Origin of the sequence: Klebsiella sp. D-Nf1 (assembly GCF_002810515.1) — a bacterium.
In the GTDB taxonomy this organism is placed as follows: domain Bacteria; phylum Pseudomonadota; class Gammaproteobacteria; order Enterobacterales; family Enterobacteriaceae; genus Klebsiella; species Klebsiella variicola.
The window spans coordinates 240,471-263,935 of the sequence record NZ_PIOK01000005.1 but is presented as its reverse complement, the minus strand read 5'-3'; the positions used below and the strand labels follow the sequence as shown (position 1 = coordinate 263,935).

The following is a 23,465-nucleotide window of genomic DNA, read 5'->3' as shown; positions in this document are numbered from 1 at the left end:
GGCGTCAGTTTTGCCCGTAATAGGCGTTCGCGCCGTGCTTGCGCAAATAGTGTTTATCCAGCAATACCGTCTGCATCTCCGGCAACTGAGGCGAGAGCTGGCGCGAGAACAGCCCCATATACGCGCACTCCTCAAGCACCACGGCGTTATGTACGGCGTCTGCGGCGTCTTTTCCCCAGGCGAACGGACCGTGTGAATGGACAAGTACCGCCGGAACCTGTGCCGGATCGAGGCGTCGTTCTTCAAAGGTCTGAATAATCACTTCGCCGGTCTGATACTCATATTCTCCGTTAATTTCCTCTTCGGTCATCAGGCGGGTACAGGGGATCGCGCCATAGAAGTAGTCGGCGTGGGTGGTGCCCCAGGCGGGCAGATCGAGACCCGCCTGTGACCAGATCGTCGCGTGGCGGGAGTGGGTATGCACGATCCCGCCGATCTGCGGATAACGGCGATAGAGTGCCAGATGGGTCGGCGTGTCCGATGAAGGCTTTTTGCCGCCGGCCACTACTTTGCCGCTGGCGATCTCGACCACCACCATATCCTCGGCGGTCATCACGTCGTATTCCACGCCGGAAGGTTTGATCACCATCAGCGTGCGTGTTTCATCGACCGCGCTGACGTTGCCCCAGGTAAACGTCACCAGCTGGTGTGCCGGGAGCGCCAGATTGGCCGCCAGCACGTCGGCTTTGAGCTGTTCTAACATGCGAATCCTCCTTCCTGCATCCGCGCTTCTATCCAGCGTCGGGCCTGAATAATTTCCAGTACCGGCTCTTTGGCTTTTTCCGTCCACATCTCAATCAGAAATGCGCCGCGATAGTTCAGCTCATGCAGTGTTTTGAAGATGCCGACGAAATCCACACAGCCTTCGCCAAACGGTACGTCGCGGAACTGACCGGGGCTCTGCGCGGTCACCGGCTGGGTATCTTTTAAATGAATGGCGGCGATGCGATCGATACCCAGCTTCAGCTCGGCGGTGACGTCGTTTCCCCAGGCGCTAAGGTTGCCCACGTCCGGGTAGACCGAGAACCACGGCGAGGCGAGCATCTCATCCCACTTTTTCCATTTGCTGATGGAGTTCATAAAAGCGGTATCCATGATCTCCACCGCCAGCATCACCTGCGCCGCTGCGGCCTGTTCCACTGCCCACGCCAGCCCTTCGGCAAAGCGCTGTTGGGTACCTTCATCATGCGCTTCGTAATAGACGTCATACCCTGCCAGCTGAATGGTGCGGATGCCGAGATCGCGCGCCAGACGGATGGCTTTGGTCATGATCTCTCGTGCCTGCTGGCGCACGGCCGCATCGCGGCTGCCAAAAGGGAAACGGCGATGCGCGGAGAGGCACATCGACGGGACCGCCACGCCGGTTTCCAGCATAGCGGTGACCAGCGAGGCGCGCTGTGTTGCGCTCCAGTCGAGACGCGACAGCCGCTCGTCGGTCTCATCCACCGACATCTCGACGAAATCGAAACCGCAGCTTTTCGCCAGCACCAGCCGTTCCGGCCAGCTGAGATCTTTCGCCAGTGCTTTCTCATAGATCCCTAACGGATGGTTACGCATGCTTATCTCCCCAGATAGCGTCGATCTGCGCATGGAACGCCGCGGCGACCTGCGCCGGTTGCGTTGCTCCGGCTAGCGCGCGTCCGGCAATAAACGCTTTCACCTGAATATCTTTGAACAACGGCAGATCGGCCGGGGTGATGCCGCCGGTGATCGACAGCTGAAGGCCGATATCTGAGAGCGCTTTCATCCGCGCCAGATCGACGTCACTCCACTGTTGTCCGCTGGCCTGGGCGTCGCGGCCGCGATGGTAAATCGCCTGGCGGACGCCGGTGCGGTACCAGGCGCGAGCGTCATCCAGCGTCCAGTTGCCAAACAACTCCATCTGTATTTCACCGCCGCAGCTTTGCGCGACGGCGTGGCCCTTTTCCACCGTGGCGAGGGGCGCGGCGCAGATGATGGTCATCCAGTTGGCGCCAGCGGCAAAGGCCTGCTGAGCCAGCGTTTCTCCCGCATCGGCAACCTTCCAGTCGGCGACGATGATTTTATCCGGACACTGGGCGCGCAGGGCTTTCACCGCGCTAAGGCCTTCTGTTAAGCAGAGGATGGTGCCGGCTTCAACGATATCGACGTGGTCCTGTAGCAGGGTGACATCGCGGCTGGCCGCTTCAAGGCTGGTATGGTCGAGCGCCAGTTGCAGTAATGGTCGGCTCATAATGCATGCTCCTTAATACGGGCGTGGTAGCCCTGTAGTGCTTCAATCAAATGTTGGTAATGGCAATATTTTTGCTGGTAGCGCGCGTGGGCGGCCATGTCAGGCAGCAGCGTGCGCACCGGGTGCTGAAGGTGGCGGCAGGCATCGTTGAAATCGCGATAAACGCCAGTGCCGACCCGGGCGGCGAGCGCGGCGCCAAAGCAGCCGGTCTCCTCTACCTGCGGCAGCTCGACGCGCAGGCCGCTGACGTCCGCCAGCATCTGCATCCAGACGTCGGAGTGCGCCGGGCCGCCGGTGACGCGCAGGGCCTGCACGTGGGTAAAGCGCTCGCGCATGCGGTTGAGGTGGGTCATGTGGCTGAACACCACGCCCTCATAGACCGCCTGCAGCAGATGCGCGCGGGTGTGGAGCGCCTGCATGCCATAGAAGCCGCAGGTCATCTCCAGCCCGGCGTTGCTGCCGTAGAGAAACGGCAGAAAAAAGAGGTCGCTACCGGCCTTTGGCAGGCCGGCGACGGCCTGATTGATATCGTCAAAAGAGAGTTCGCCCCACTGGGCGGTGAACCATTCGAGGTTGCCCGACGAGGTGGGGCTGGCTTCGTGAACAATGTACTGCCCGTCGTTGACGTAGCGGCCGTAGACGTAAGGGTGCGCTTCATGGTCGCGCAGGCCGCGGGTGATCCCGCTAGTGACGGCCCAGGTGCCCATCACCGCGTTGAGCGTGAATTCATCTTCGATACCGGCGCAGAGTGCGGTGGAGACCACATCAAACAGACCGCCGACGACGGGGGTTCCCGCCGCCAGACCGGTGATGGCGGCTGCCTGAGCGGTGATCTCCCCGCCTTTTTCTGCAGAACCAACGAGGGGCGGCAGCGCACCGTCAATTTCGCTGATGCCCAACCATTGGGTCAGACGCGGGTCGTACTGGCCGCTGGTCATGTTGTAGAGATTGGATTCAGAGATGTTGCTCTCTTCGCACCCTTTCACGCCGGTCAGGCGCCAGCGCAGATAGTCATGGCCCATCATCACGCAGCCAATTTGCGCGTAGCGCTGTGGTTCATGTTCTTTCACCCAGCGCAGCAGCGAGGCGGGATGTCCGGTCCATAGGGTCTGGCGGGTGACGGGATAGAGCTTTTCCGGGATCCCATCCTGTTGCCAGCGCTGGACGATCGCCAGCGCCCGGCGGTCGGAAGAGAGCATGGCATGGCCCAGCGGGCGATCCTGTTTATCAAGCAGGAACAGCCCCTTGCCCTGCGCGGAGATGCCCACGCCTTTAATTTGTTCACCGCAGATACCGGTACGTCGTAACAGCCCGGCGATGGTGGCGGCGCACTGCTGCCAGAGCTGGTCCATGTCGCGTTCGGCATAACCTGGCAAAGGCGACAGCGTCTGCAGTGATTGTCGGTTAATGCCATGTTCACGGCCTTGCGCGTCATATAATCCGGCTTTCAGATAGGTACCACCGCAATCAATGCCCAGCCAGAAGCGTGCTTTCTCACTCATTTTTTATCTCTCAATGTTGCCGGATGGCGCTGCGCTTAGCCGGCCTGCGGGAAGATGACCCACAGGCCTGGCGATTTTTTAGGCGGCGTGCTTCCGCGAGTTCACTGTATTGACGGGCGTGGCGCCGGCATCGCATTTCGCCGGCAGCAGCACAGCCATCAGCGCGGCCAGAGCCAAGGAGATAGCCAGGCAATACACCCCCGCGTCTTTGCTGTAGAGAGTGATCAGTACGCCCACCGCGTAGGGACCGCAGAAGCCGCCGAGGTTACCGAGGGCGTTGATAACCCCGCGCGCGCCGCCGGCCATTTCAGCGCTGAACAGCCGTGCCGGAATGGTCCAGAACACGCCAGCCGCCGATTGCAGGAAGAACCCGCAGCCGACCAGCGCGGCGTAGGACAGCCAGATCTGATTCTTCAGCGCCACCGACAGGAACATGCACAGGGCAAAGCCAATCAGCGGCAGGCAGACGAACAGTTTGCGTTTGCCGGTACGGTCAGAGAGGGAAGAGAACAGGAACATCCCGGCAATGGCGCCGACGTAGGGCAGAATGGCGAGCACCCCGACCTGGCCCATGCTGCTGTGGGTCAGCTCTTTGAGGATGGTGGGCAGCCACAAGGTGTAGCCGTAAATCCCGGTCTGATAGAAGAAGTTCAGCGCGATAAGCTGCCACATGGTTTTATCGGAAAGCACTGCGCTGAGCGAAGCGTTTTTCACCTCGGTTCCGGCAATCGCCTTTTGTTCTGCGGCCAGCGTTTCCACCAGATAGTGCTTCTCGGCATCAGAGATCCAGCGCGCTTCCTGTGGGCGGTCATAGACGGTATAGGCCCAGAGCAACAGAACGGCCACTGAGAGCAAACCTTCGATAATGAACAGCCAGCGCCAGTCGAGTACGGTGATGATCCATCCCGAAAGCGGGGCGGTGATAATCCCGGCGATGGGGACAAACATAATGACAATGGCGTTAGCGCGCCCGCGTTCGGCGTCCGGGAACCAGTTGCTGATCATGGTCAGCACCACCGGGAGCATACCGCCTTCTGCTACCCCCAGCAGGAAGCGCAGCACCAGCAGCTGATACTGGTTGGTGATTAATCCCGTCAGGACGGAGATCACCGCCCAGGCGACCAGCGACCAGCCAATAAACTTCTTGCCGCTTCCGTGAACGGCAATTTTGCCGCCGGGAACCTGTAAGAACAGATAACCAATAAAGAAAATACCACCTGCCAGTCCCGCCATGGTGGCGGAAATACCCAGTTCTGCATCCATGCCGCCCGGCATCGCAAAGGCGATATTGACGCGATCCATATAAGAGATAATACAGGCGATCAGAATGGGTGGAATAATTCGCAGCCAACGCTGACGAGGGATATCTTTTAGTCCTGGTCGAGAGGTCATATTCATAGTTGTAGCCTCGTAGAGTAAGTGTTCTGTTTTTTATTATTGTTGTGCTTTATTTAAGGCAGTAATGCCGTCGCGTAATATCGCTATGCGATGATTGACGTCCGCATCAGGATTAATTTCCAGTAATTTAATACCGAGAAATTGCAAGGGCTTGCTGTCAGTACAGGCTAATAATTCACGCACATGTGTGTGGGTCATTAAACTTTCTGCACAGAAGGGGGAGAACGGTGCGTGTAAATCCTGCCATTCACCGTATTCGCCATGTTGCGTGGTACCGGAGAACATCAGTGCGCCAAGCTTACCGGCCTGGCTGGCCTGCCGGGTATGGGCTAGCGGCAGGGTGGTGTCCTGGCCTTCAATGGCAGAGCGTGCCCAGTTAATGCCAACGCTGATCTCATAACCGGCAAGGGTTTCCAGCACATTATCTAAAGGCAGAAATCCCTTGCGCGGCGCGGGGCCGGTCATCGCATCGCAATGTTCCAGCACCAGGTCGCACGACCAGTCCCAGCTGGCGACTTCCTTCAGCGAACGGGCAAAGGCGTCGGTAGCCTGGGCGACGTTAGGGTTGCTGGCGCAAGGGGCGGCATGGAGTTCAAGCGCCACGATTTTCCCGGCGTTTGCCGCATTGATCGTGTTGATTTTCTGGTAAAGGTGGCGATAGTACGCCACGCAGGCTTTACGTTGTTCTTCGTCGCTGGACGCCAGCCCAAAGCCGCCGTGACCTCCGCGGCGGCGCATGGTTTCCATAATCGCCGTGACGACGATTTGCCAGTCGGCAGGAGTATGGCGCAATAACCACTCATCGCCCAGTGGGTGGAGATGTTCAAGACAGGGCTGCTCCAGCCCCCGAATATCCGGGGTGTCGGCCAGTTGCCGCCAGAATGCTTTTTCTTCGTCTTCACTTTTCTGGTGAAAAGAGGGTGCACAGGGATACGCACCGATAATATAACCGGTATTATTTTTCATAATGTGCTCCTGAATATAATGCTTTTATAAAGCGTCGATGGCCACTTTAACCACGATTTTTCTGATCGGCGTGGCGACCGACTTATGGCATCCGGGGCGATGAACATCCTGTGGGAAAAATATGACGTAGCTTCCCGGGATCATTTCAAGGAACGATTCATGTTCGCAACCGTGAAAGAAAATAATATCGCGCTGTGCTAATAGCGATTCGCTAATGGCGTTATTACCGTTATCAATAGCGAAACCTATTTTCTCTTCGCCCCAGGCCAGAAATTGGATATCCAGATAGCGGCGATGCACTTCCGGGCGATTTTCGGCAACTTCGCGAGTGGTTAAGTCGATAATCTGCGCGAAGATATTTTTGCCGTCGATCTCCACGACGCCGGGGACCAGTTTGCTGAAATCGGTGCTGCGCAGGAAATCCAGGGCTCGCTCAATTGCCGCAGGCAACCGACACGGATTAGGCTGCGTGATATGTCCAAAGATCATGGCTTAACTCCTTACAGCGCCTGAATTTTCGCCCAGACGCTGTCATCGACGGTGATACCGTCGCGACGATTCTCTTCCAGCAGGCGGGTAAACTCATGGCCGGGTAAACGGACGGCCACGTTTTCATCGGCCCGTTCGGCGGTGGTGATGAAATCCATAATCCGTTGCAGCTTGGCATCGCGGGTTGCGCCGTCGATAAGCTTATCGACCTCAATGGCGATGAAAATCTGCGAAACGCCATATTCATCGCTGTTTTCCTGGGTCACTTCGGCAACAGAAGATCCATTAGAAAGCAGGGTAGCGATCATATCCAGCACGATCGACAGGCCGGATCCTTTCCAGTAGCCCATGGGCAAAATGCGGCGATTTTTCTCGATGACGCCCGGTTCTTTGGTCAGATTGCCCTCATCGTCGAATCCGCCGTCTACCGGCAGTTCACGGCCCGCCAGGCGGTTCACCTCCAGCATGCCGTAGGAGAACATCGACATCGACATATCCACCATGGTGATTGGTGTGGAAGGAATGGCGACGATCAGCGGGTTGGTACCGATACGGCACTCTTTGGCGCCCCACGGCGGCATCACGGCGATGGAGTTGGTCCAGCAGATGCCGATGTAGCCTTTTTCCGCCGCCTGCCAGCCGTAGCTCCCCCCGCGCATCCAGTGGTTGGCGTTCCGCAGCGCCACCAGCCCAATGCCGTGATCGGATGCCAGCTCAATGGCCCGGTCCATCATCTTTTTTGCCGTCAGGTTGCCGATGGACCGCCGGGCGTCCCACTGCTCAATCGCGCCGAGGCTGGTAATACGCTGCGGTTTGGCTTCAGGGATGATATCGCCATTGTCCAGTTGCTGGATAAAGCGGGGAAAGCGGTTCACGCCGTGTGAATAGACGCCGGATTCCGTGGTGCGGGCGAACATGTCCGCGCAGGCATCGGCGGTTTCCGCCGCCACGCCGCGTTTAAGCAGTACCTGATTGAAGGCCTCTTTTAACTGCGAAAAAGTTACTTTCATACGTGTTTCCCTGGTGAGTTTTGATCGCTTTTTTATCATTAAATTTCACAATGCGAAATCTGATTTCAAATATAACGATCAAAATTTGTCAGATCAACGGCAGGGGTGTTTTTTAAAAACAATAAAAATCAATTGGTTATGTTTTTTGATCTCAGATCGTGAACTGACACACACTTTGCGCTACCATCAGAACGCAACGAAAGGGGAGCGGAAGCGATGGTGATGAAAGAGAGCGAGACAGGGCAAGACAAAGAGAGGCCGGCGGGAAGTCAGAGCCTGTTCCGTGGACTGATGTTGATTGAAATCCTGAGCAACTATCCAAACGGTTGCCCGCTGGCGCATCTGTCAGAGCTGGCGGGGCTGAATAAAAGCACGGTCCATCGATTGCTGCAGGGCTTGCAGTCCTGCGGGTATGTCACGCCAGCGCCGGCGGCGGGTAGCTATCGGCTCACCACCAAGTTCATCGCGGTCGGACAGAAGGCGCTGTCCTCGCTGAATATCATTCATGTGGCGGCCCCCCATCTTGAAACGCTTAATCTGGCGACGGGCGAGACGGTGAACTTTTCCAGTCGGGAAGACGATCATGCGATCCTGATTTACAAGCTCGAGCCGACAACCGGAATGCTGCGTACCCGTGCTTACATTGGCCAGCATATGCCGCTCTACTGTTCCGCGATGGGGAAGATTTACATGGCGTTCGGCCATCCTGATTATGTTGAGCATTACTGGAATACTCATCAGGATGTTATTCAGCCGCTGACCCGCAACACCATCACCGGCTTACCGGCCATGCATGATGAGCTGGCGCAGATCCGTGAACGTAACATGGCCATGGATCGGGAAGAGAATGAGCTGGGGGTGTCCTGTCTGGCGGTGCCGGTTTTTGATATTCACCAGCGCGTGCCCTACGCCATCTCTATTTCCCTGTCGACGTCGCGCCTCAAGCAGATAGGCGAAAAGAACTTGTTAAAACCGCTGCGTGAGACCGCGGAGGCGATCTCGCGTGAACTGGGTTTCACGGTGCGTGAAGCGTCAGGCAAATGACCACATCCTGCAGGCCATCTGACAAAAAACAGCGCTGATTCCATTCAGGATCAAAGCGCGGGCAGGGGATATTCTGGCACGCTGCGTTTTTATCCCCAGGGAGCAGAGGATGAACCAGTTTCTTATTGCCAATGCCCAGCGGTGCATTGGCTGTCGTACCTGTGAAGTGGCTTGTGCGGTGGCGCACCAGCAGGCGCAGGATGTCGCCGCCCTGTCGACGAACCATTTCGCGCCGCGTATCCGGGTAGTGAAAAGCGGTGACATATCGACGGCGACGGCGTGCCGGCAATGCGAGGATGCTCCCTGCGCCAGCGTTTGCCCGCAAGGGGCGATTCAGCGCGACAATGACGTCTGGTGGGTCGACCAGCGGCGCTGCATCGGCTGCAAAAGTTGCATGGTGGCCTGCCCGTACGGCGCGATGACCGTTACGGTAGTGAATCAGCAGGCGCGGGCGCTGAAATGCGATTTATGCCATCATCGCGCCGAAGGACCGGCCTGCGTGGCCGCCTGCCCGACGCAGGCGCTGCGGGTCATGGTTCCCGCGGAGCTGGAAGCGCTATGCGCGCAAAAACGCCAGCGGCTGGCGCTGGCGTGAGTGGGGTCGCTGACGGGCGTTACCCGCCCGCGGCGTCAAAGACTATGCTTCCTGTTCGCGCCAGGCGAATTCAATCTCTTCGGCGAGAATTTTCACCCCGGCCTCAATTTTTTGCGGGTCTGGCACATAGTTCATGCGCATGCACTGGTGGGTGTGCGGCCACGGCTTATCCAGACCCGGGAAGAAGTAATCCCCCGGCACCATCAGCACGCCGCGCTTTTTCAGCCGCTGATACAGCAGCTCGGTGGAGACCGGCAGGTCCTTAAACCACAGCCAGAGGAAAATGGCCCCCTCCGGTTTGTGGATCAGGCAGCGCTCCTCCGGCAGATATCGGCGAATAATGGCGATGGTTTCCTGCACCCGCTGGTAATAGAAGGGCTTGATCACCGTCTCTGACAGACGCAGCAGATCCTGTCGTTTAATCATTTCGCACATCATTGCCGGCCCGATGCCGCCAGGGGCGAGGCTGATAATGCCGTTCATGTTGCTGATGGCGGTGATGATTTTCTCGTTGGCGATGATAATCCCGCAGCGGCTGCCCGGCAGGCCCAGTTTGGACAGGCTCATACACAGCACGATGTTTGGATTCCACAGCGGTCGGGCGTCGCTAAAGATAATGCCCGGGAATGGCACGCCGTAGGCGTTATCAATCACCAGCGGGACCCCGTGCTGATTCGCCAGCGCATCCAGTTTGATCAGCTCTTCATCAGTGATGACGTTGCCAGTCGGGTTGGTGGGGCGCGAGACGCAGATCATCCCGGTCTCTTCCGTCACCTGCAGATGTTCAAAATCAACATGGTACTTAAACTGGCCTTCCGGCAGCAGTTCGATGTTCGGCCGGGTGGCAACGAACAGATCCTCTTCCAGACCGGCATCGGCGTAACCGATATATTCCGGCGTCAGTGGGAACAGTACCTTACGCGTGGTGCCATCTGCCCGACGGCCTGCAAACAGATTAAATAAGTAGAAAAATGCGCTCTGACTGCCGTTTGTTAGCGCAATATTCTGTGGTTCGATCTCCCAGCCCAGCTCGTCGCGCAGCATGTTCGCCAGCAGGTTCAGTAGCTCACTTTTGCCCTGCGGACCATCATAATTACAAAGCGCATCAAGGGCTTTGCCATTATCCAGCATGTCGGACAGCAGCTGCTGGAAGTAGTCATTCATTTCCGGGATCTGAGCGGGGTTGCCGCCGCCCAGCATAATAGCGCCCGGCGTGCGCAGACCGTCATTAAGGTCTTCCATCAAGCGGGTGATGCCTGAATGACGGGTGAATTTGTCGCCGAAAAGGGAAAATGTCATCGCGAATAGTCTATCGGTGGTTCTGGAAAGTGGCTAACCATAACGCCAGCGCTAGCGTGGTGCAAATCGGCGGGAGGAGGCGGCTTTTTATCTTTATCCTGTAAATTGCTATTTTGTTAGCGTTTTGTTCTGATTGGCTCCCCGCCAGGGCGGAGAGCCACCTGTGGATTACTGCTGCTGTCCGGCCCAGATGACCATCACTTTGTCTTCACCGCTCTCACGCGCGAACCCGTAACCACGCGGCATCGACAGCGTTGTCTGTCTGCCCATGCCGATAGCCGGATGGCGAGCGCGGAACTGACCGATCTTCTGCCAGTGAGTGACGCTGCGGGCCGCCTTGCCATTAACATCCTGCCAGTTCATCTCCGAACGGGTGCCCTGCAGCGGGTCCGAGCCGGTGGGGCCGAACGGACGTGATGATTCGTCACCATAGAAAATCTGCACGGCGCCAGGGGCCAGCAGCAACAGCTCCGCCGCGGTGGTGCCGCCTTCGCGGAACAGGCGCGTATCGTGCGAGGAGAGGTAACTCAGGACGTTAAAGCTCTGCAGCTTGTCGGCCATTTGCTGCCAGGTGAGGTCAATATTGGCCATACAGGTAGCCGCTTTCGCCGCCTGGTCCTGGTAGTCGAAATTGATCATCGCATCAAAACCGTGGCGATAATAATCGCTCTGCATCACCCCATGTCCCCAGGCTTCACCGGTCATCCAGAACGGCGCCGCATCCAGCGCTTTATCCGGATTGGCTTTCTTCCACTCCGCCAGCGCGGCGGTGGCCTGGGTTTTTAACTGCTGCCAGGCGTCCATCTCCACATGTTTGGCGGTATCGACGCGGAAGCCATCGATGCCGTAGTCGCGTACCCACTGGCTCAGCCAGTGGGTCAGGTAGTCGCGCGGCGTATAGCCCGGGATCGCCTTCGCCGCGGTGTCTGGTTTATGGCTATAGAAGTTCGGCAGGCCTGAGGCTTCCTTCGATTCGGTTTTCAGGTCCGGCAGGAAGGCCAGCGACATGGTGAGATCGTCATAGCCTGGGTTGTCATAATCGCCGATATCGGTGCGGATCCACTTCTTGCCCCACCATTTCTCCCAGCCGGCTTTGTCGCTGAAGTTGATGTAGTCGTTAAAGCTATGCCAGGTCTGGCCCGCGCCCGGTTTCCAGTCCGTCCAGCGCTCGCCGAGGGTTTTTTTCAGCTCATCGCCTTGCAGATACAGGGCGCCGAACTGGAACTCCTGCATGTCGGCCAGGGTGGCGTAACCGGTATGGTTCATCACTACGTCAAACAGGATGCGTATGCCGCGCTTATGCGCTTCATCCACCAGCCGGCGGAGATCCGCTTCGGTCCCCATGTTGGCGTCCAGTTTCGACCAGTCCTGGGTGTAATAGCCGTGGTAGGCGTAATGAGGAAAATCGCCCTTCGTGCCGCCGCCGACCCAGCCGTGGATCTGCTCAAGCGGGGAGCTGATCCACAGGGCGTTAACCCCCATCTGCTGCAGATAATCCAGCTTGCTGGTTAATCCCTGCAGGTCGCCGCCGTGGAAGGTGCCGATCTCCTGCATGCCGTCTTTATGACGGCCATAGCTGTTGTCGTTGGCCGGGTTGCCGTTTACAAAGCGATCGGTCAGGACGAAGTAGACAGTGGCATTGTGCCAGTCAAACGGCGCCGGGGCGGCGGTCTCGGCACGCTCGAGCAGCAGCAGGCCATTGCTGCCGAAGGCGGGCTGCAGGGTGATTTTGCCGCCGCTGACGGTCGCGACATTGCCGCTGTAGAAATCGCGGACCTTGCTGCCCTCGGCGAAGGTTTTGCTGACGTCGATGGTCAGCGGTTTTCCATCCCACTTCGGACACTGACGGATCTGCGGCGCGGCGGCGCTGGCCTCTTTTTCCTCCAGCGAAATCATCATTGTCGGTGTGCCGGAGCGGGTATCCACCTCCAGGGTATACAACCCCTGGCGGAAGATGCGCCATTGCGGCGGGGTGCCACGGCAGGGCTCCATGGACAGCATCTGGTTGAGCTTAATGCCGCCGGAAGGCTGCCAGCACTGCTGGTCAAAATTTAGCTGCAGAGGACGTGTACCCTTCTCAACCACTTTCTGGCTGATGAATCGGCCCGTCCCTTCTTCGGTAAAGGCAGGGAAGTCGGTGGTAGTCCAGGCGGCAAAGGCCATCCCAGGCACGAATAACGTGGCAAGCGCAGCGAGTTTCATTGCGGGATCCTGTGAGCGGTTTTTATCTAGTGTGCCTTGTTGCCGCACGGGTGAACTCCTCCTGGCGGGCGTTTTACCAGGAGGATGAAAAGGGGTGAGTGACACCGCTCAAAAAATAGGCTAAAAATGAGACGAAGCTAGCATTTTCGCACTGGCGATGCGGCGCAGAAACCGATTTCAGATGACACCAATTCGGAATTGGACTATTTCTGTTGATGCTCTCATTGCGTATTTTTGATACTATTAGCGATTCAGCTATCGTTTTTTTGTGAAACACAAGGTGTTGGAATGCATATATCCGACCAGGAGACCTGATGATATCGAATCCCATACGACGATATGGGGCCGCCATACTTATGTTACTAACCTGTGTATTTTCAGGTAGTGTGTTGGCAACAACGCACACAGCAACAAAGAGTCATAAAGCCCCAACGGTTAAGAAGATCAGTAGTACTAAGGTAAGCAGTAAACAAGAGTATTCTCGCAATAGTGTAAAGAGCAGTTCACTTCCTGACTTGCGAAAATACCCTTCCGGAACACCAAGGAAAAAAGCGTTTCTCCGGACGGTCATGCCTTATATTACCAAGCAGAATCAGGCGATTACTGCGGATCGTAACTGGCTTGTTTCCAAGCAATACGATGCTCGCTGGTCGCCGACTGAGAAGGCGCGCCTGAAAGATATCGCTGCCCGTTATAAGGTGAAGTGGTCAGGCAATACGCGTCATGTGCCCTGGAACGCGCTGCTTGAGCGTGTCGACATTATTCCGAACAGCATGGTAGCAACCATGGCGGCGGCGGAAAGTGGCTGGGGTACCTCCAAGCTGGCGCGTGAGAACAACAACCTGTTTGGCATGAAGTGCGGCGCCGGTCGCTGCCGCGGGGCGATGAAAGGCTACTCGCAGTTCGAATCGGTGGAGCAGTCGGTGCAGGCTTATGTCACCAACCTGAACACCCACCCGGCTTATTCTTCATTCCGCAAATCGCGCCTGCAGCTGCGCAAGGCGGATCAGGAAGTGACGGCCAGTACGATGATTCATAAGCTGAAGGGTTATTCGACCAAAGGGTCGAGCTACAACAACTATCTCTTCGCGATGTATCAGGACAATCAGCGGCTCATCGCCGCCCATCTGTAATCCGGATGCCCGGCCTTGTCGCCGGGCATTTTTTTGCCCTACAGCATCACCTCGCTGTGCCGGTCACGGTACTCCTTCGGCGTCACGTCGTACTCCTTCTTAAACACCGAATAAAAATATTGCAGCGATGGGTAGCCGCACATTTGTGAAATCTCATTGATCGACAGGCTGGTGGACACCAGCAGGCTGCGCGCCTTTTCCAGTTTCTCGCTGTGGATCACCGTGTGGATGGTCTCCCCGACTTCCTCTTTGAAGCGTTTCTCCAGATTGGAGCGAGAGATGCCCACGGCGTCGAGCACCTGTTCCACCTTGATGCCTTTGCAGGCGTTGTTGCGAATGTAATGCATCGCCTGAATCACGGAGGGATCGTTCAATGACCGGTAGTCGGTGGAGCGTCGCTCAACGACGCGCATCGGCGGGATCAGCTGGCGCTGCAGCGGGAGCGCCTCGTTATTCAGCAGTCGGTGGAGTAATTTTGCCGCCTGATAACCCATCTGGCGGGTGCCCTGGGCGACGGAGGAGAGCGCGACGCGAGAGAGGTAGCGGGTCAACTCCTCGTTATCAATGCCAATAACGCAGAGTTTCTCTGGCACCGGGATATGCAGCAGCTCGCAGGCCTGCAGGACGTGGCGGGCGCGGGCGTCGGTGACGGCGATGATGCCAGTTTGCGGCGGCAGGGTTTGCAGCCAGTCGGCGAGCCGGTTTTGCGCGTGCTGCCAGTTTTCCGGCGCCGTCTCCAGCCCCTGGTAGACCACGCCGCGATACTTCTCCTTCGCGACCAGCTGGCAGAAGGCATACTCGCGCTCTACCGCCCAGCGTTTACCGCTGGAGGTGGGGAGTCCGTAAAACGCGAAGCGGTGCACCCCTTTTTCCTTCAAATGGAGAAAGGCGCTTTCCACCAGCGCAGCGTTGTCCGTGGCAATATAGTGGACCGGCGGGTACTGCTCTGGCTGATGATAAGAGCCGCCGACGCCGACGATGGGCACGTGGACATCGGCCAGCAGCTTTTCAATTTCGGGATCGTCATAGTCGGCGATAACGCCATCGCCCAACCACTCTTTGATGTTTTCGATTCGTGCCCGAAAATCCTCTTCAATAAAGATATCCCACTCCAGCTGGGAGGCTTGCAGATACTCGCCGACGCCCTCAACCACCTGGCGGTCATAAGCTTTGTTGGCATTGAATAACAGCGTAATACGGTGACGCTTTTCAAACATAGATAATGTTCCTGCTCTAACCCCGGTCATACCCCTTCATTCTTGATGTTGCTGCGCACTCACCCCGGCCACGTACGCCGGTACGCGGCCCGGATGCGCCGTCTGCAACCCGAATGATGTTGGGTATACACTACCGGCTAATGCCCGAGATATTTCAAGCGCCTTGTGGCGAAGTTTGGCGGTAGCGCAAAGAATTCAGACATTCTTAAGAGAGTCTCTCCTTAAGCGCGCCGCTTGGTAGCGGAATCCATCCACACCGCCAGCAGTAAAATGGCGCCTTTGACGATATATTGCCAGAAAGTGGCGACGTCCATCATGCTCATGCCGTTATCCAGGGCTGACATAATAAACGCCCCCATTACCGCTCCGGCGACGCTGCCGATGCCGCCCGCCAGGCTGGTGCCGCCGATGACGCAGGCGGCGATGGCGTCCAGTTCGGCGATATTGCCCGCCGAGGGCGACCCGGCGCCGAGGCGCGAGCTGAGGATCAGCCCGGCAATGGCGACCATCAGGCCGTTAATGGCAAACACCGCCAGCTTGGTACGCTCAACGTTAATTCCGGACAGGCGGGCCGCCTCCAGGTTGCCGCCGATGGCATAGATGCGACGACCAAAAGCGGTGCGGGTGGCCATAAACAGGCCTGCCAGCAGCAGGGCAGCGAGGATCAGCACCGGGGTCGGCACGCCACGATAGTCATTGAGCAGCCAGATTGCGCCCAGCACAATCACCGCGGTAATGGCCTGACGGCCAACGGCGGCGGTGGAGGACGAGGTCGCCAGACCTAACGCCTGACGGCGCATCCGCCCGCGCCACTGCCAGACGATAAACGCCGCCATGCCGACCACGCCGATGCCAAATCCAATACCGTCTGGCAGATAGCTTTGGCCGATCTGCGCCATCGCCGGGCTGGTGGGCGAGACGGTGGTCCCGTTGGTGATGCCGATCAGAATGCCGCGAAACGCCAGCATCCCGGCGAGGGTGACGATAAACGAGGGAACCTTGCGATAGGCCACCCACCATCCGTTCCACGCACCGAGCAGCAGGCCCATCACCAGCGTCACCAGGATGGTGAGCGGCAGCGGCCAGCCGAGCCAGACGTCAAAGATTGCCGCGGCGCCTCCCAGCAGCCCCATCATCGAGCCGACGGACAGGTCGATTTCTGCCGAAATAATCACAAACACCATGCCAACGGCGAGGATACCGGTGATGGCCGTCTGGCGCAGCAGGTTGGAGATATTGCGTGCGCTCAGGTAGGCGCCATCGGTAACCCAGGTGAAAAACAGCATAATGACGACGATCGCGGCGATCATCACAAAGACCTGGAGATTCAGCCCCTTCAGCGCCGGCAAGGCGGCGGGGGCAGTTGGGGTGAGTTTGATTTCAGACGACGTGTTCTTCGACATGGCGTTCGCTCCTCAGCGCGGCTTCCATCACCTGTTCCTGGGTCAGATGTTGATTAACCAAATTGGCTTTTAGTCTGCCTTCGTGCATGACCAGCACCCGATCGCTGAGACCGAGCACCTCGGGCAGTTCTGATGAAATGACAATGACCGCGATGCCCTGCTGCACCAGCTGGTTAATCAGTTTATAAATTTCATACTTCGCCCCGATATCGATACCACGGGTGGGTTCGTCGAGGATCAGAATGCGCGGATTGAGCAACAGACAGCGCGCCAGAATCGCCTTTTGCTGGTTGCCGCCGCTCAGGCGGCCAATCGCCAGCTCCGGCGAGGAGGTTTTAATTTTCAAACGCTGAATGGACTGCTGAATGCAGTGTTGCTCGGCGGCGTCGTCCAGGCTGCTCATCGCGCCGGTGAACTGGTTGAGCGCCGCCAGGGTAATATTTTTGCCCACCGCCATCACCGGCACGATGCCGTCTTTTTTGCGGTCTTCCGGCACCATGGCGATGCCGTGGGCAATGGCCTGCTGGCAGTTAGTGATGCTCACCGGCTGGCCATCAATAAAGATCTCCCCTTGCCAGCGCCCCGGCCAGACGCCGAACAGGCACTGTACCGCCTCGGTACGCCCGGCGCCGACCAGCCCGGCGATGCCGAGGATTTCCCCGCGACGCAGGGAAAACGAGACGTCATTGACGCGTTTAATATGGCGGTTAACCGGGTGCCAGGCGGTTAAATGTTCGACCCGCAGGATCTCCTCGCCGTGGGCGTGCGGCTCGCTGGGATAGAGCGCGGTGAGCTCGCGGCCGACCATCATGGTGATGATATCGTCTTCGCTCATGCCGCTGGCGTCGCGGGTGCCGATGTGCTGGCCATCGCGGATCACGCAGATCGTGTCGGAGATCGCTTTGACCTCATTGAGCTTGTGAGAAATATAAATGCAGGCGATACCGTGGTTTTGCAGATCGCGAATGATCGTCAGCAGCGTCGCGGTCTCTTGTTCGGTTAAGGAAGCGGTCGGTTCGTCGAGGATCAGCAGACGAACCTGTTTATTCAGCGCCTTGGCGATCTCCACCAGCTGCTGCTGACCAAGGCCGAGGTCGCCGACGCGGGTGTCGGGCGATATGGGCAGATTGACCTGCGCCAACAGCTTCTGACAGCGCAGCGTCATGGTTTCATAATCCAGCAGACCGTGGCGGGAGATCTCGGCGCCGAGGAAAATATTCTCCAGCACGGTGAGATGTTTCACCAGCGCCAGCTCCTGGTGAATAATGGCGATGCCTTTGCGTTCGGTATCGCGAATATGGTTTGCCTGCAGCGTTTCGCCGGCAAAAATAATCTCGCCCTCATAGCTTCCGTGCGGATAGATACCGCACAGCACCTTCATCAGCGTCGATTTCCCCGACCCATTTTCACCGCATAACGAGACCACTTCGCCAGCGTTAAGACGCAGGCTGACGTTATCCACGGCTTTAACGGCGCCGAAGGTTTTGGTGATGTTCTTCATTTCGAGTAGCCAGGCCATAAAGACTCCGCAAAAGTGATATCCGGCGGGATGAAAATGACGCCCCGCAGCGGGGCGTCAGCCATTACAGTTCACTCTTTTTATGGAAACCGTCTTTAATAACCGTGGCGTCGATATTCTCTTTATTCACCTCAATTGGCGTTAACAGGCGCGAAGGGACATCTTTTAAGCCGTTATTCAGCGTGGTATCGGCCTTCGGCTGTTTATCGTTACCCAGCTCAACGGCGATTTCAGCGGCGCTGGTGGCCAGGGTGGTAATCGGTTTATAGACGGTCATTGTCTGGGTACCGGAAATAATGCGCTTCACGCCCGCCAGGTCAGCATCCTGACCGGAGATCGCCACTTTGCCGGCCAGCCCCTGGGCGGTTAAGGCCTGGATAGCGCCGCCGGCCGTAGCGTCATTGGAGGCGACCACGGCATCGATCTTGTTATTATTCGCCGTCAGCGCGTTTTCCATTATTTTCAGCGCGTTCTCCGGCAGCCAGCCGTCAACCCACTGATCGCCGACAATCTTAATTTTGCCTTCATCCACATACGGCTTGAGGACCTTCATTTGCCCGGCGCGGAAAAGTTTGGCGTTATTATCCACCGGCGAGCCGCCCATCAGGAAATAATTACCCTGCGGCACTTTGTCGACCAGACTTTGCGCCTGCATTTCACCAACTTTTTCATTGTCGAAAGAAATATAAAAATCAATGTCAGCATTATTAATCATACGATCATAGGCCAGGACTTTAATACCTTCCTGCTTGGCTTCTTTAATAACGTTGCTGAGCACCTGACCGTTATAAGGAATAATGACTAACACATCGACGCCGCGGTTGATCATATTTTCAATTTGCGACATCTGCGTTTCTTCATTGCCATTGGCGGACTGGACAAAAACTTTGGCGCCTAAGGATTCTGCTTTATTGACGAAAATATCACGGTCTTTCTGCCAGCGCTCCAGACGCAGATCGTCGATGGCCATGCCAATCTTCACTTCTTTCGCCATCCCCGCCATGCTGGCGAGGAGGAGAGAGCTGGCGCAAAGTGTAAGGCAAAGGTTCTTTATCTTCATAATAACGATACCTTTTTTGTAAGGGTAGGTAAGACGAACGGAAAAATAATGTTTGATACATGAGGTTGCGGATACGTTACAGATTCTTAACGCGGAAAGCAGGGCTGGCAATTACCGGTTCTTATTTTGCCGTTATGAAATTTCGTTTAATGTGCAAATTATGACGGCGATCGTATTTTATTCATGCACACTCTTATTATTGCACTGGACTTGTCCGACAAGGCGCGGAGAAGGCGGAAGTATATTATTTTTTGCGAGCTGGCGCACGTTTGTGGATTCTCTCAATGGCGGTGTGAAATAACGTAATTGAGGAGATGGAAAGTGAAATTCTATATTGGCTTAAACCCGTCATACTTCAAGTTGTAGGTGGGTTGGTGACATTCGTTGCTCCGACCTCTTGCTGGTGCCAGCGCCTGGAGGTTCACGCTCTTGCCGCCTTCCTGCAACTCGAATTATTTAGGGTATCTGATTGGTTATTCGCCGCATCTCTGAATATGGAGTTCTCTATGCAGACCTATTTCGATCAACTCGATCGCGTTCGTTACGAAGGCCCGAAATCCACTAACCCGCTGGCTTTCCGTCACTACAACCCGGATGAACTGGTGCTGGGCAAACGGATGGAAGATCATCTGCGTTTTGCGGCCTGTTACTGGCATACCTTCTGCTGGAATGGCGCCGATATGTTTGGCGTGGGCTCCTTTGACCGTCCATGGCAGCAGCCTGGCGACGCCCTGGAGATGGCCAAACGTAAAGCCGATGTGGCGTTTGAATTCTTCCACAAACTCAACGTGCCTTACTACTGCTTCCACGATGTCGATGTCTCGCCGGAAGGCGCCTCGCTGCAGGAGTACAGCAATAACTTCGCCCGGATGGTCGAGGTGCTGGCAGAGAAACAGCAGCAGAGCGGCGTGAAGCTTCTGTGGGGTACCGCAAACTGCTTTACCAACCCGCGCTACGGCGCCGGCGCGGCCACCAACCCGGATCCGGAAGTGTTTAGCTGGGCGGCCACCCAGGTGGTCACCGCGATGAATGCTACTCATCAGTTGGGAGGCGAAAACTATGTGCTGTGGGGCGGTCGCGAGGGTTATGAAACCCTGCTGAATACCGACCTGCGCCAGGAGCGTGAACAGATTGGCCGCTTCATGCAGCTGGTGGTGGAGCATAAGCATAAAATTGGCTTTAAAGGCACGCTGCTGATTGAGCCCAAACCGCAGGAACCGACCAAGCATCAGTATGACTATGATGCCTCTACCGTTTACGGCTTCCTCAAACAGTTTGGTCTGGAAAAAGAGATTAAACTGAATATTGAGGCTAACCACGCGACGCTCGCTGGCCACTCGTTCCATCATGAAATCGCGACGGCCATTGCGCTGGGGCTGTTCGGCTCCGTCGACGCCAACCGCGGCGATCCGCAGCTGGGCTGGGATACCGATCAGTTCCCGAACAGCGTCGAAGAGAATGCGCTGGTGATGTATGAAATTCTCAAAGCGGGCGGCTTCACCACCGGCGGTCTCAACTTTGATGCGAAAGTGCGCCGGCAGAGCACCGATAAATACGATCTGTTCTATGGCCATATCGGTGCGATGGATACCATGGCGCTGTCGCTGAAAGTTGCGGCGCGGATGATTGAGGACGGTGAGCTGGATAAACGCGTGGCCAGACGCTACGCCGGCTGGAACGGTGAGCTGGGGCAGCAGATCCTTAACGGGCAGATGACCCTGAGCGACATTGCCCAGTATGCCACTCAGCATCAGCTGGCGCCGCAGCATCGCAGCGGCCAGCAGGAACAACTGGAAAACCTGGTCAACCATTATCTGTTTGATAAGTAATCATGCGGCGGCGCCCGGCGTGACCGGCGTCGCAACCAGGATGCTCTGTTCGCGCCACGCTCAGCCGTGGCGCGCGTTTAAGGAGAGGTAGTATGTATATCGGCATCGATCTGGGAACATCGGGCGTCAAAGCCATTCTGCTCAATGAGCAGGGTGAGGTAGTGGCATCGCATACCGAAAAACTCACCGTCTCGCGTCCGCATCCGCTGTGGTCGGAACAAGATCCCGAACAGTGGTGGCTGGCGACAGACACGGCGATGAAAGCCCTGGGCGCGCAGCATAGCCTGCGCGACGTGAAAGCGCTGGGGATCGCCGGGCAGATGCACGGCGCCACGTTGCTGGATAAATCGTTACAGGTGTTGCGTCCGGCCATTTTATGGAATGACGGCCGCTGCGCCGAAGAGTGCCAGCTGCTGGAGGAAAAAGTCAGTGCTTCTCGGCAGATCACCGGCAACCTGATGATGCCGGGCTTTACGGCGCCGAAGTTACTGTGGGTGCAGCGGCACGAGGCGGCGGTGTTCAACCAGGTGGATAAAGTGCTGCTGCCGAAGGATTATCTGCGCCTGCGGATGACCGGCGAGCTCGCCAGCGACATGTCTGACGCCGCCGGTACGATGTGGCTGGACGTCGCCCGGCGTGACTGGAGCGATGAGATGCTCGCCGCCTGCGATCTCAGTCGGGACGCGATGCCGGCGCTGTTTGAAGGCAGCGATGTCACCGGGCAACTGCGTCCTGAAGTGGCGCAGGCGTGGAATATGCCGCAGGCGCTGGTGGTGGGCGGCGGTGGCGACAATGCCGCGGGCGCGGTTGGGGTCGGAATGGCCGACGCCGGCCAGGCAATGCTGTCGCTGGGCACCTCAGGCGTTTATTTCGCGGTCAGCGAAGGGTTCCTCAGCAAACCCGAAAGCGCGGTGCACAGCTTCTGCCACGCGCTGCCGGGCCGCTGGCATCTGATGTCGGTGATGCTCAGCGCGGCCTCCTGTCTGGACTGGGCGGCGAAATTAACCGGCCTGGCCAGCGTGCCGGCACTGATCGCGGCGGCACAGACGGCGGATGAAAGCGCCGGTCCGGTGTGGTTCCTGCCCTATCTGTCGGGCGAACGCACGCCGCACAACAACCCGCAGGCCAAGGGCGTCTTTTTTGGCCTGACACATCAGCATGGGCCGGCAGAGCTGGCGCGGGCGGTGCTGGAAGGGGTGGGCTATGCGCTGGCGGATGGCATGGACGTGGTACACGCCTGCGGCATCAAGCCGCAGAGCATCACGCTTATCGGCGGCGGGGCGCGCAGCGCTTACTGGCGGCAAATGCTGGCGGATATTAGCGGCCTGCAGCTCGATTACCGTACCGGGGGCGATGTCGGCCCGGCGCTGGGGGCGGCCCGGCTGGCGCAGCTGGCGGTTCACGACGAGGCAGACCGCGCCGGGCTGCTGAAGCCGCTACCGCTTGAACAAGCCCATCGCCCGGACGATCGCCGTGTGGCCCACTATGCGCCACAGCGGGAAACCTTCCGCCAGATTTATCAGCACCTGAAACCGCTGATGTCTTAGCCTCAGTCCGTCCGGCAGCGCCGGGCGGATTCCCTCCCTGAATGTCCCGGCTACATCCATCCAAAAAAGCGTATTTGTTTATTCCGAAATCACCGCTTTGCCGTGCATAACCTGCGGCATCGTCGGGTGACTCGGTCATAATCAGCCCCTGTCGACCAGGGAGGTGAGATGAACACAAAACGCAATATTGCCAGGGTGATGATGGCAGCAGGATCGCTGGTTTATCTACTCGGTATCTGGCGAACCTGCCCGTTGTTTAGCGGTAAAGGTTATTTTCTCGGCGTACTGGTGATGGGGATGTTTGCCGTCCTCGCCCATCAGCGCGCCAGCCAGTGGCAGGAACAGGACGACGGCTTTATTGCCTTATGTCGGCTGGTGCTGCTGCTATCGGTCGGCCTGCTGCTGGTCGGCGCCTGGTATGTGCCGGCAGACTGGCATGAAAAAGCCGTCTATATCGCGGCGTGGTTTGTCTGCTTATATGGCGCATCGGCAACCCCCGAACGGACCCGCGTCGCCCGCGCGATGCAAAAAACGGAATAAGCGCCGCCCCGAGGCGCGTAAAAGGTAAAAAGTAATGGAAAACAAGCACGCGACGTATTCTCCTGCGTTTCATTTGATCTCCTGGATTGCCCTGATCGGCGGCATCGTCACCTATCTGGTGGGACTGTGGAATGCCGATATGCAGTTGAATGAGAAAGGCTATTATTTTGCCGTCCTGGTACTGGGGCTGTTTGCCGCGGCATCTTATCAAAAGACGGTGCGCGATAAGTATGAAGCCATTCCGACCACCGCGCTGTACTACACCACCTGTCTGGTGGTCTTCGTTATCGCTGTAGGTCTGCTGGTTATCGGGCTGTGGAATGCCACTCTGCTGCTCAGCGAGAAAGGGTTCTATGGGCTGGCGTATTTTTTGAGCCTGTTTGGCGCTGTTGCGGTGCAGAAAAACGTGCGTGATGCCTGGGACCCGACGCGCTTACGGGAACCTCTCAGCGTGACGGAAGAGGGGCCTGAGTCGTAAGTCGGGCCCCTCTGGACGGCGG

21 protein-coding genes are annotated in these 23,465 nt (G+C 57.4%); 7 read left to right on the top strand and 14 right to left on the bottom strand.

Annotated elements, in window-relative coordinates; genetic code table 11:
• Nucleotides 1-4: 4 nt before the first annotated feature.
• The 8 genes from araD to yiaK form a co-directional block, all read right to left on the bottom strand.
• Nucleotides 5-703 carry an L-ribulose-5-phosphate 4-epimerase gene (gene araD / locus CWM54_RS20175; protein ID WP_100680961.1) on the bottom strand — a complete coding sequence of 233 codons (699 nt, stop codon included), beginning with the start codon at nt 701-703 and terminating at the stop codon, nt 5-7.
• Complete coding sequence (locus CWM54_RS20170; protein WP_100680960.1) at nt 697-1,557, bottom strand: L-ribulose-5-phosphate 3-epimerase; 861 nt, start codon at nt 1,555-1,557, stop codon at nt 697-699. The genes araD and CWM54_RS20170 overlap by 7 nt, the downstream gene beginning before the upstream one ends.
• Nucleotides 1,550-2,212, bottom strand: coding sequence for a 3-keto-L-gulonate-6-phosphate decarboxylase UlaD (gene ulaD, locus CWM54_RS20165; protein WP_100698250.1), 663 nt, complete (start codon nt 2,210-2,212; stop codon nt 1,550-1,552). The genes CWM54_RS20170 and ulaD overlap by 8 nt, the downstream gene beginning before the upstream one ends.
• Nucleotides 2,209-3,714 (bottom strand): FGGY-family carbohydrate kinase, encoded by a 1,506-nt coding sequence (locus CWM54_RS20160; protein ID WP_100698248.1) that lies wholly within the window; start codon nt 3,712-3,714, stop codon nt 2,209-2,211. The genes ulaD and CWM54_RS20160 overlap by 4 nt, the downstream gene beginning before the upstream one ends.
• Before the next feature lie 78 nt (nt 3,715-3,792).
• Complete coding sequence (locus CWM54_RS20155; protein ID WP_039102638.1) at nt 3,793-5,112, bottom strand: MFS transporter; 1,320 nt, start codon at nt 5,110-5,112, stop codon at nt 3,793-3,795.
• A gap of 36 nt (nt 5,113-5,148) precedes the next feature.
• Nucleotides 5,149-6,078 (bottom strand): DUF4862 family protein, encoded by a 930-nt coding sequence (locus CWM54_RS20150; protein ID WP_061152983.1) that lies wholly within the window; start codon nt 6,076-6,078, stop codon nt 5,149-5,151.
• Between the two features lie 24 nt (nt 6,079-6,102).
• Complete coding sequence (locus CWM54_RS20145; protein ID WP_100680957.1) at nt 6,103-6,567, bottom strand: YhcH/YjgK/YiaL family protein; 465 nt, start codon at nt 6,565-6,567, stop codon at nt 6,103-6,105.
• Between the two features lie 11 nt (nt 6,568-6,578).
• Entirely contained in the window at nt 6,579-7,577 is a 999-nt protein-coding gene (yiaK, locus tag CWM54_RS20140; RefSeq protein ID WP_100680956.1) for a 3-dehydro-L-gulonate 2-dehydrogenase, read from the bottom strand.
• A gap of 216 nt (nt 7,578-7,793) precedes the next feature.
• Here yiaK and yiaJ point away from each other — a divergent pair, with 216 nt between their 5' ends.
• A complete protein-coding gene (gene yiaJ, locus CWM54_RS20135) occupies nt 7,794-8,621 on the top strand; it encodes an IclR family transcriptional regulator YiaJ (protein WP_012540327.1) in 828 nt (275 codons plus the stop codon).
• A gap of 109 nt (nt 8,622-8,730) precedes the next feature.
• On the top strand, nt 8,731-9,216 hold the full coding sequence (locus CWM54_RS20130) for a 4Fe-4S dicluster domain-containing protein (protein ID WP_100680955.1): 486 nt from the start codon (nt 8,731-8,733) through the stop codon (nt 9,214-9,216).
• A 42-nt stretch (nt 9,217-9,258) separates the two neighbouring features.
• Here the strand turns inward: CWM54_RS20130 and avtA are convergent, their stop codons facing one another.
• Nucleotides 9,259-10,515 carry a valine--pyruvate transaminase gene (gene avtA / locus CWM54_RS20125; protein ID WP_025714093.1) on the bottom strand — a complete coding sequence of 419 codons (1,257 nt, stop codon included), beginning with the start codon at nt 10,513-10,515 and terminating at the stop codon, nt 9,259-9,261.
• A gap of 168 nt (nt 10,516-10,683) precedes the next feature.
• On the bottom strand, nt 10,684-12,717 hold the full coding sequence (locus CWM54_RS20120; protein ID WP_100698246.1) for an alpha-amylase: 2,034 nt from the start codon (nt 12,715-12,717) through the stop codon (nt 10,684-10,686).
• A gap of 314 nt (nt 12,718-13,031) precedes the next feature.
• Here CWM54_RS20120 and CWM54_RS20110 point away from each other — a divergent pair, with 314 nt between their 5' ends.
• Nucleotides 13,032-13,850 carry a protein bax gene (locus CWM54_RS20110; RefSeq protein ID WP_008806871.1) on the top strand — a complete coding sequence of 273 codons (819 nt, stop codon included), beginning with the start codon at nt 13,032-13,034 and terminating at the stop codon, nt 13,848-13,850.
• Between the two features lie 38 nt (nt 13,851-13,888).
• On the opposite strand, the gene xylR is transcribed toward CWM54_RS20110, so the two are convergent.
• From xylR to xylF, 4 genes are all read right to left on the bottom strand, one after another.
• A complete protein-coding gene (gene xylR / locus CWM54_RS20105) occupies nt 13,889-15,067 on the bottom strand; it encodes a D-xylose utilization transcriptional activator XylR (RefSeq protein ID WP_004145231.1) in 1,179 nt (392 codons plus the stop codon).
• A gap of 221 nt (nt 15,068-15,288) precedes the next feature.
• Nucleotides 15,289-16,470, bottom strand: coding sequence for a xylose ABC transporter permease XylH (gene xylH / locus CWM54_RS20100; protein WP_008806873.1), 1,182 nt, complete (start codon nt 16,468-16,470; stop codon nt 15,289-15,291).
• The gene (locus tag CWM54_RS20095; protein WP_042946854.1) at nt 16,448-17,989 is read right to left on the bottom strand and encodes a xylose ABC transporter ATP-binding protein; all 1,542 of its coding nucleotides are present in this window, start codon (nt 17,987-17,989) and stop codon (nt 16,448-16,450) included. Before CWM54_RS20095 ends, xylH begins: the two co-directional genes overlap by 23 nt.
• 64 nt (nt 17,990-18,053) lie before the next feature.
• On the bottom strand, nt 18,054-19,049 hold the full coding sequence (gene xylF, locus CWM54_RS20090; protein ID WP_061152988.1) for a D-xylose ABC transporter substrate-binding protein: 996 nt from the start codon (nt 19,047-19,049) through the stop codon (nt 18,054-18,056).
• Nucleotides 19,050-19,555: 506 nt separating this feature from the next.
• Between xylF and xylA the strand changes: the two genes are divergently transcribed.
• The 4 genes from xylA (at nt 19,556) to yiaA (ending at nt 23,443) form a co-directional block, all read left to right on the top strand.
• A complete protein-coding gene (xylA, locus tag CWM54_RS20080) occupies nt 19,556-20,878 on the top strand; it encodes a xylose isomerase (RefSeq protein WP_008806876.1) in 1,323 nt (440 codons plus the stop codon).
• A 92-nt stretch (nt 20,879-20,970) separates the two neighbouring features.
• The gene (xylB, locus tag CWM54_RS20075) at nt 20,971-22,425 is read left to right on the top strand and encodes a xylulokinase (protein ID WP_100698244.1); all 1,455 of its coding nucleotides are present in this window, start codon (nt 20,971-20,973) and stop codon (nt 22,423-22,425) included.
• A gap of 168 nt (nt 22,426-22,593) precedes the next feature.
• Nucleotides 22,594-22,965 (top strand): inner membrane protein YiaB, encoded by a 372-nt coding sequence (gene yiaB / locus CWM54_RS20070; protein ID WP_008806878.1) that lies wholly within the window; start codon nt 22,594-22,596, stop codon nt 22,963-22,965.
• A 34-nt stretch (nt 22,966-22,999) separates the two neighbouring features.
• Nucleotides 23,000-23,443 (top strand): inner membrane protein YiaA, encoded by a 444-nt coding sequence (yiaA, locus tag CWM54_RS20065; protein WP_012540331.1) that lies wholly within the window; start codon nt 23,000-23,002, stop codon nt 23,441-23,443.
• The last annotated feature ends 22 nt before the right edge of the window (nt 23,444-23,465 follow it).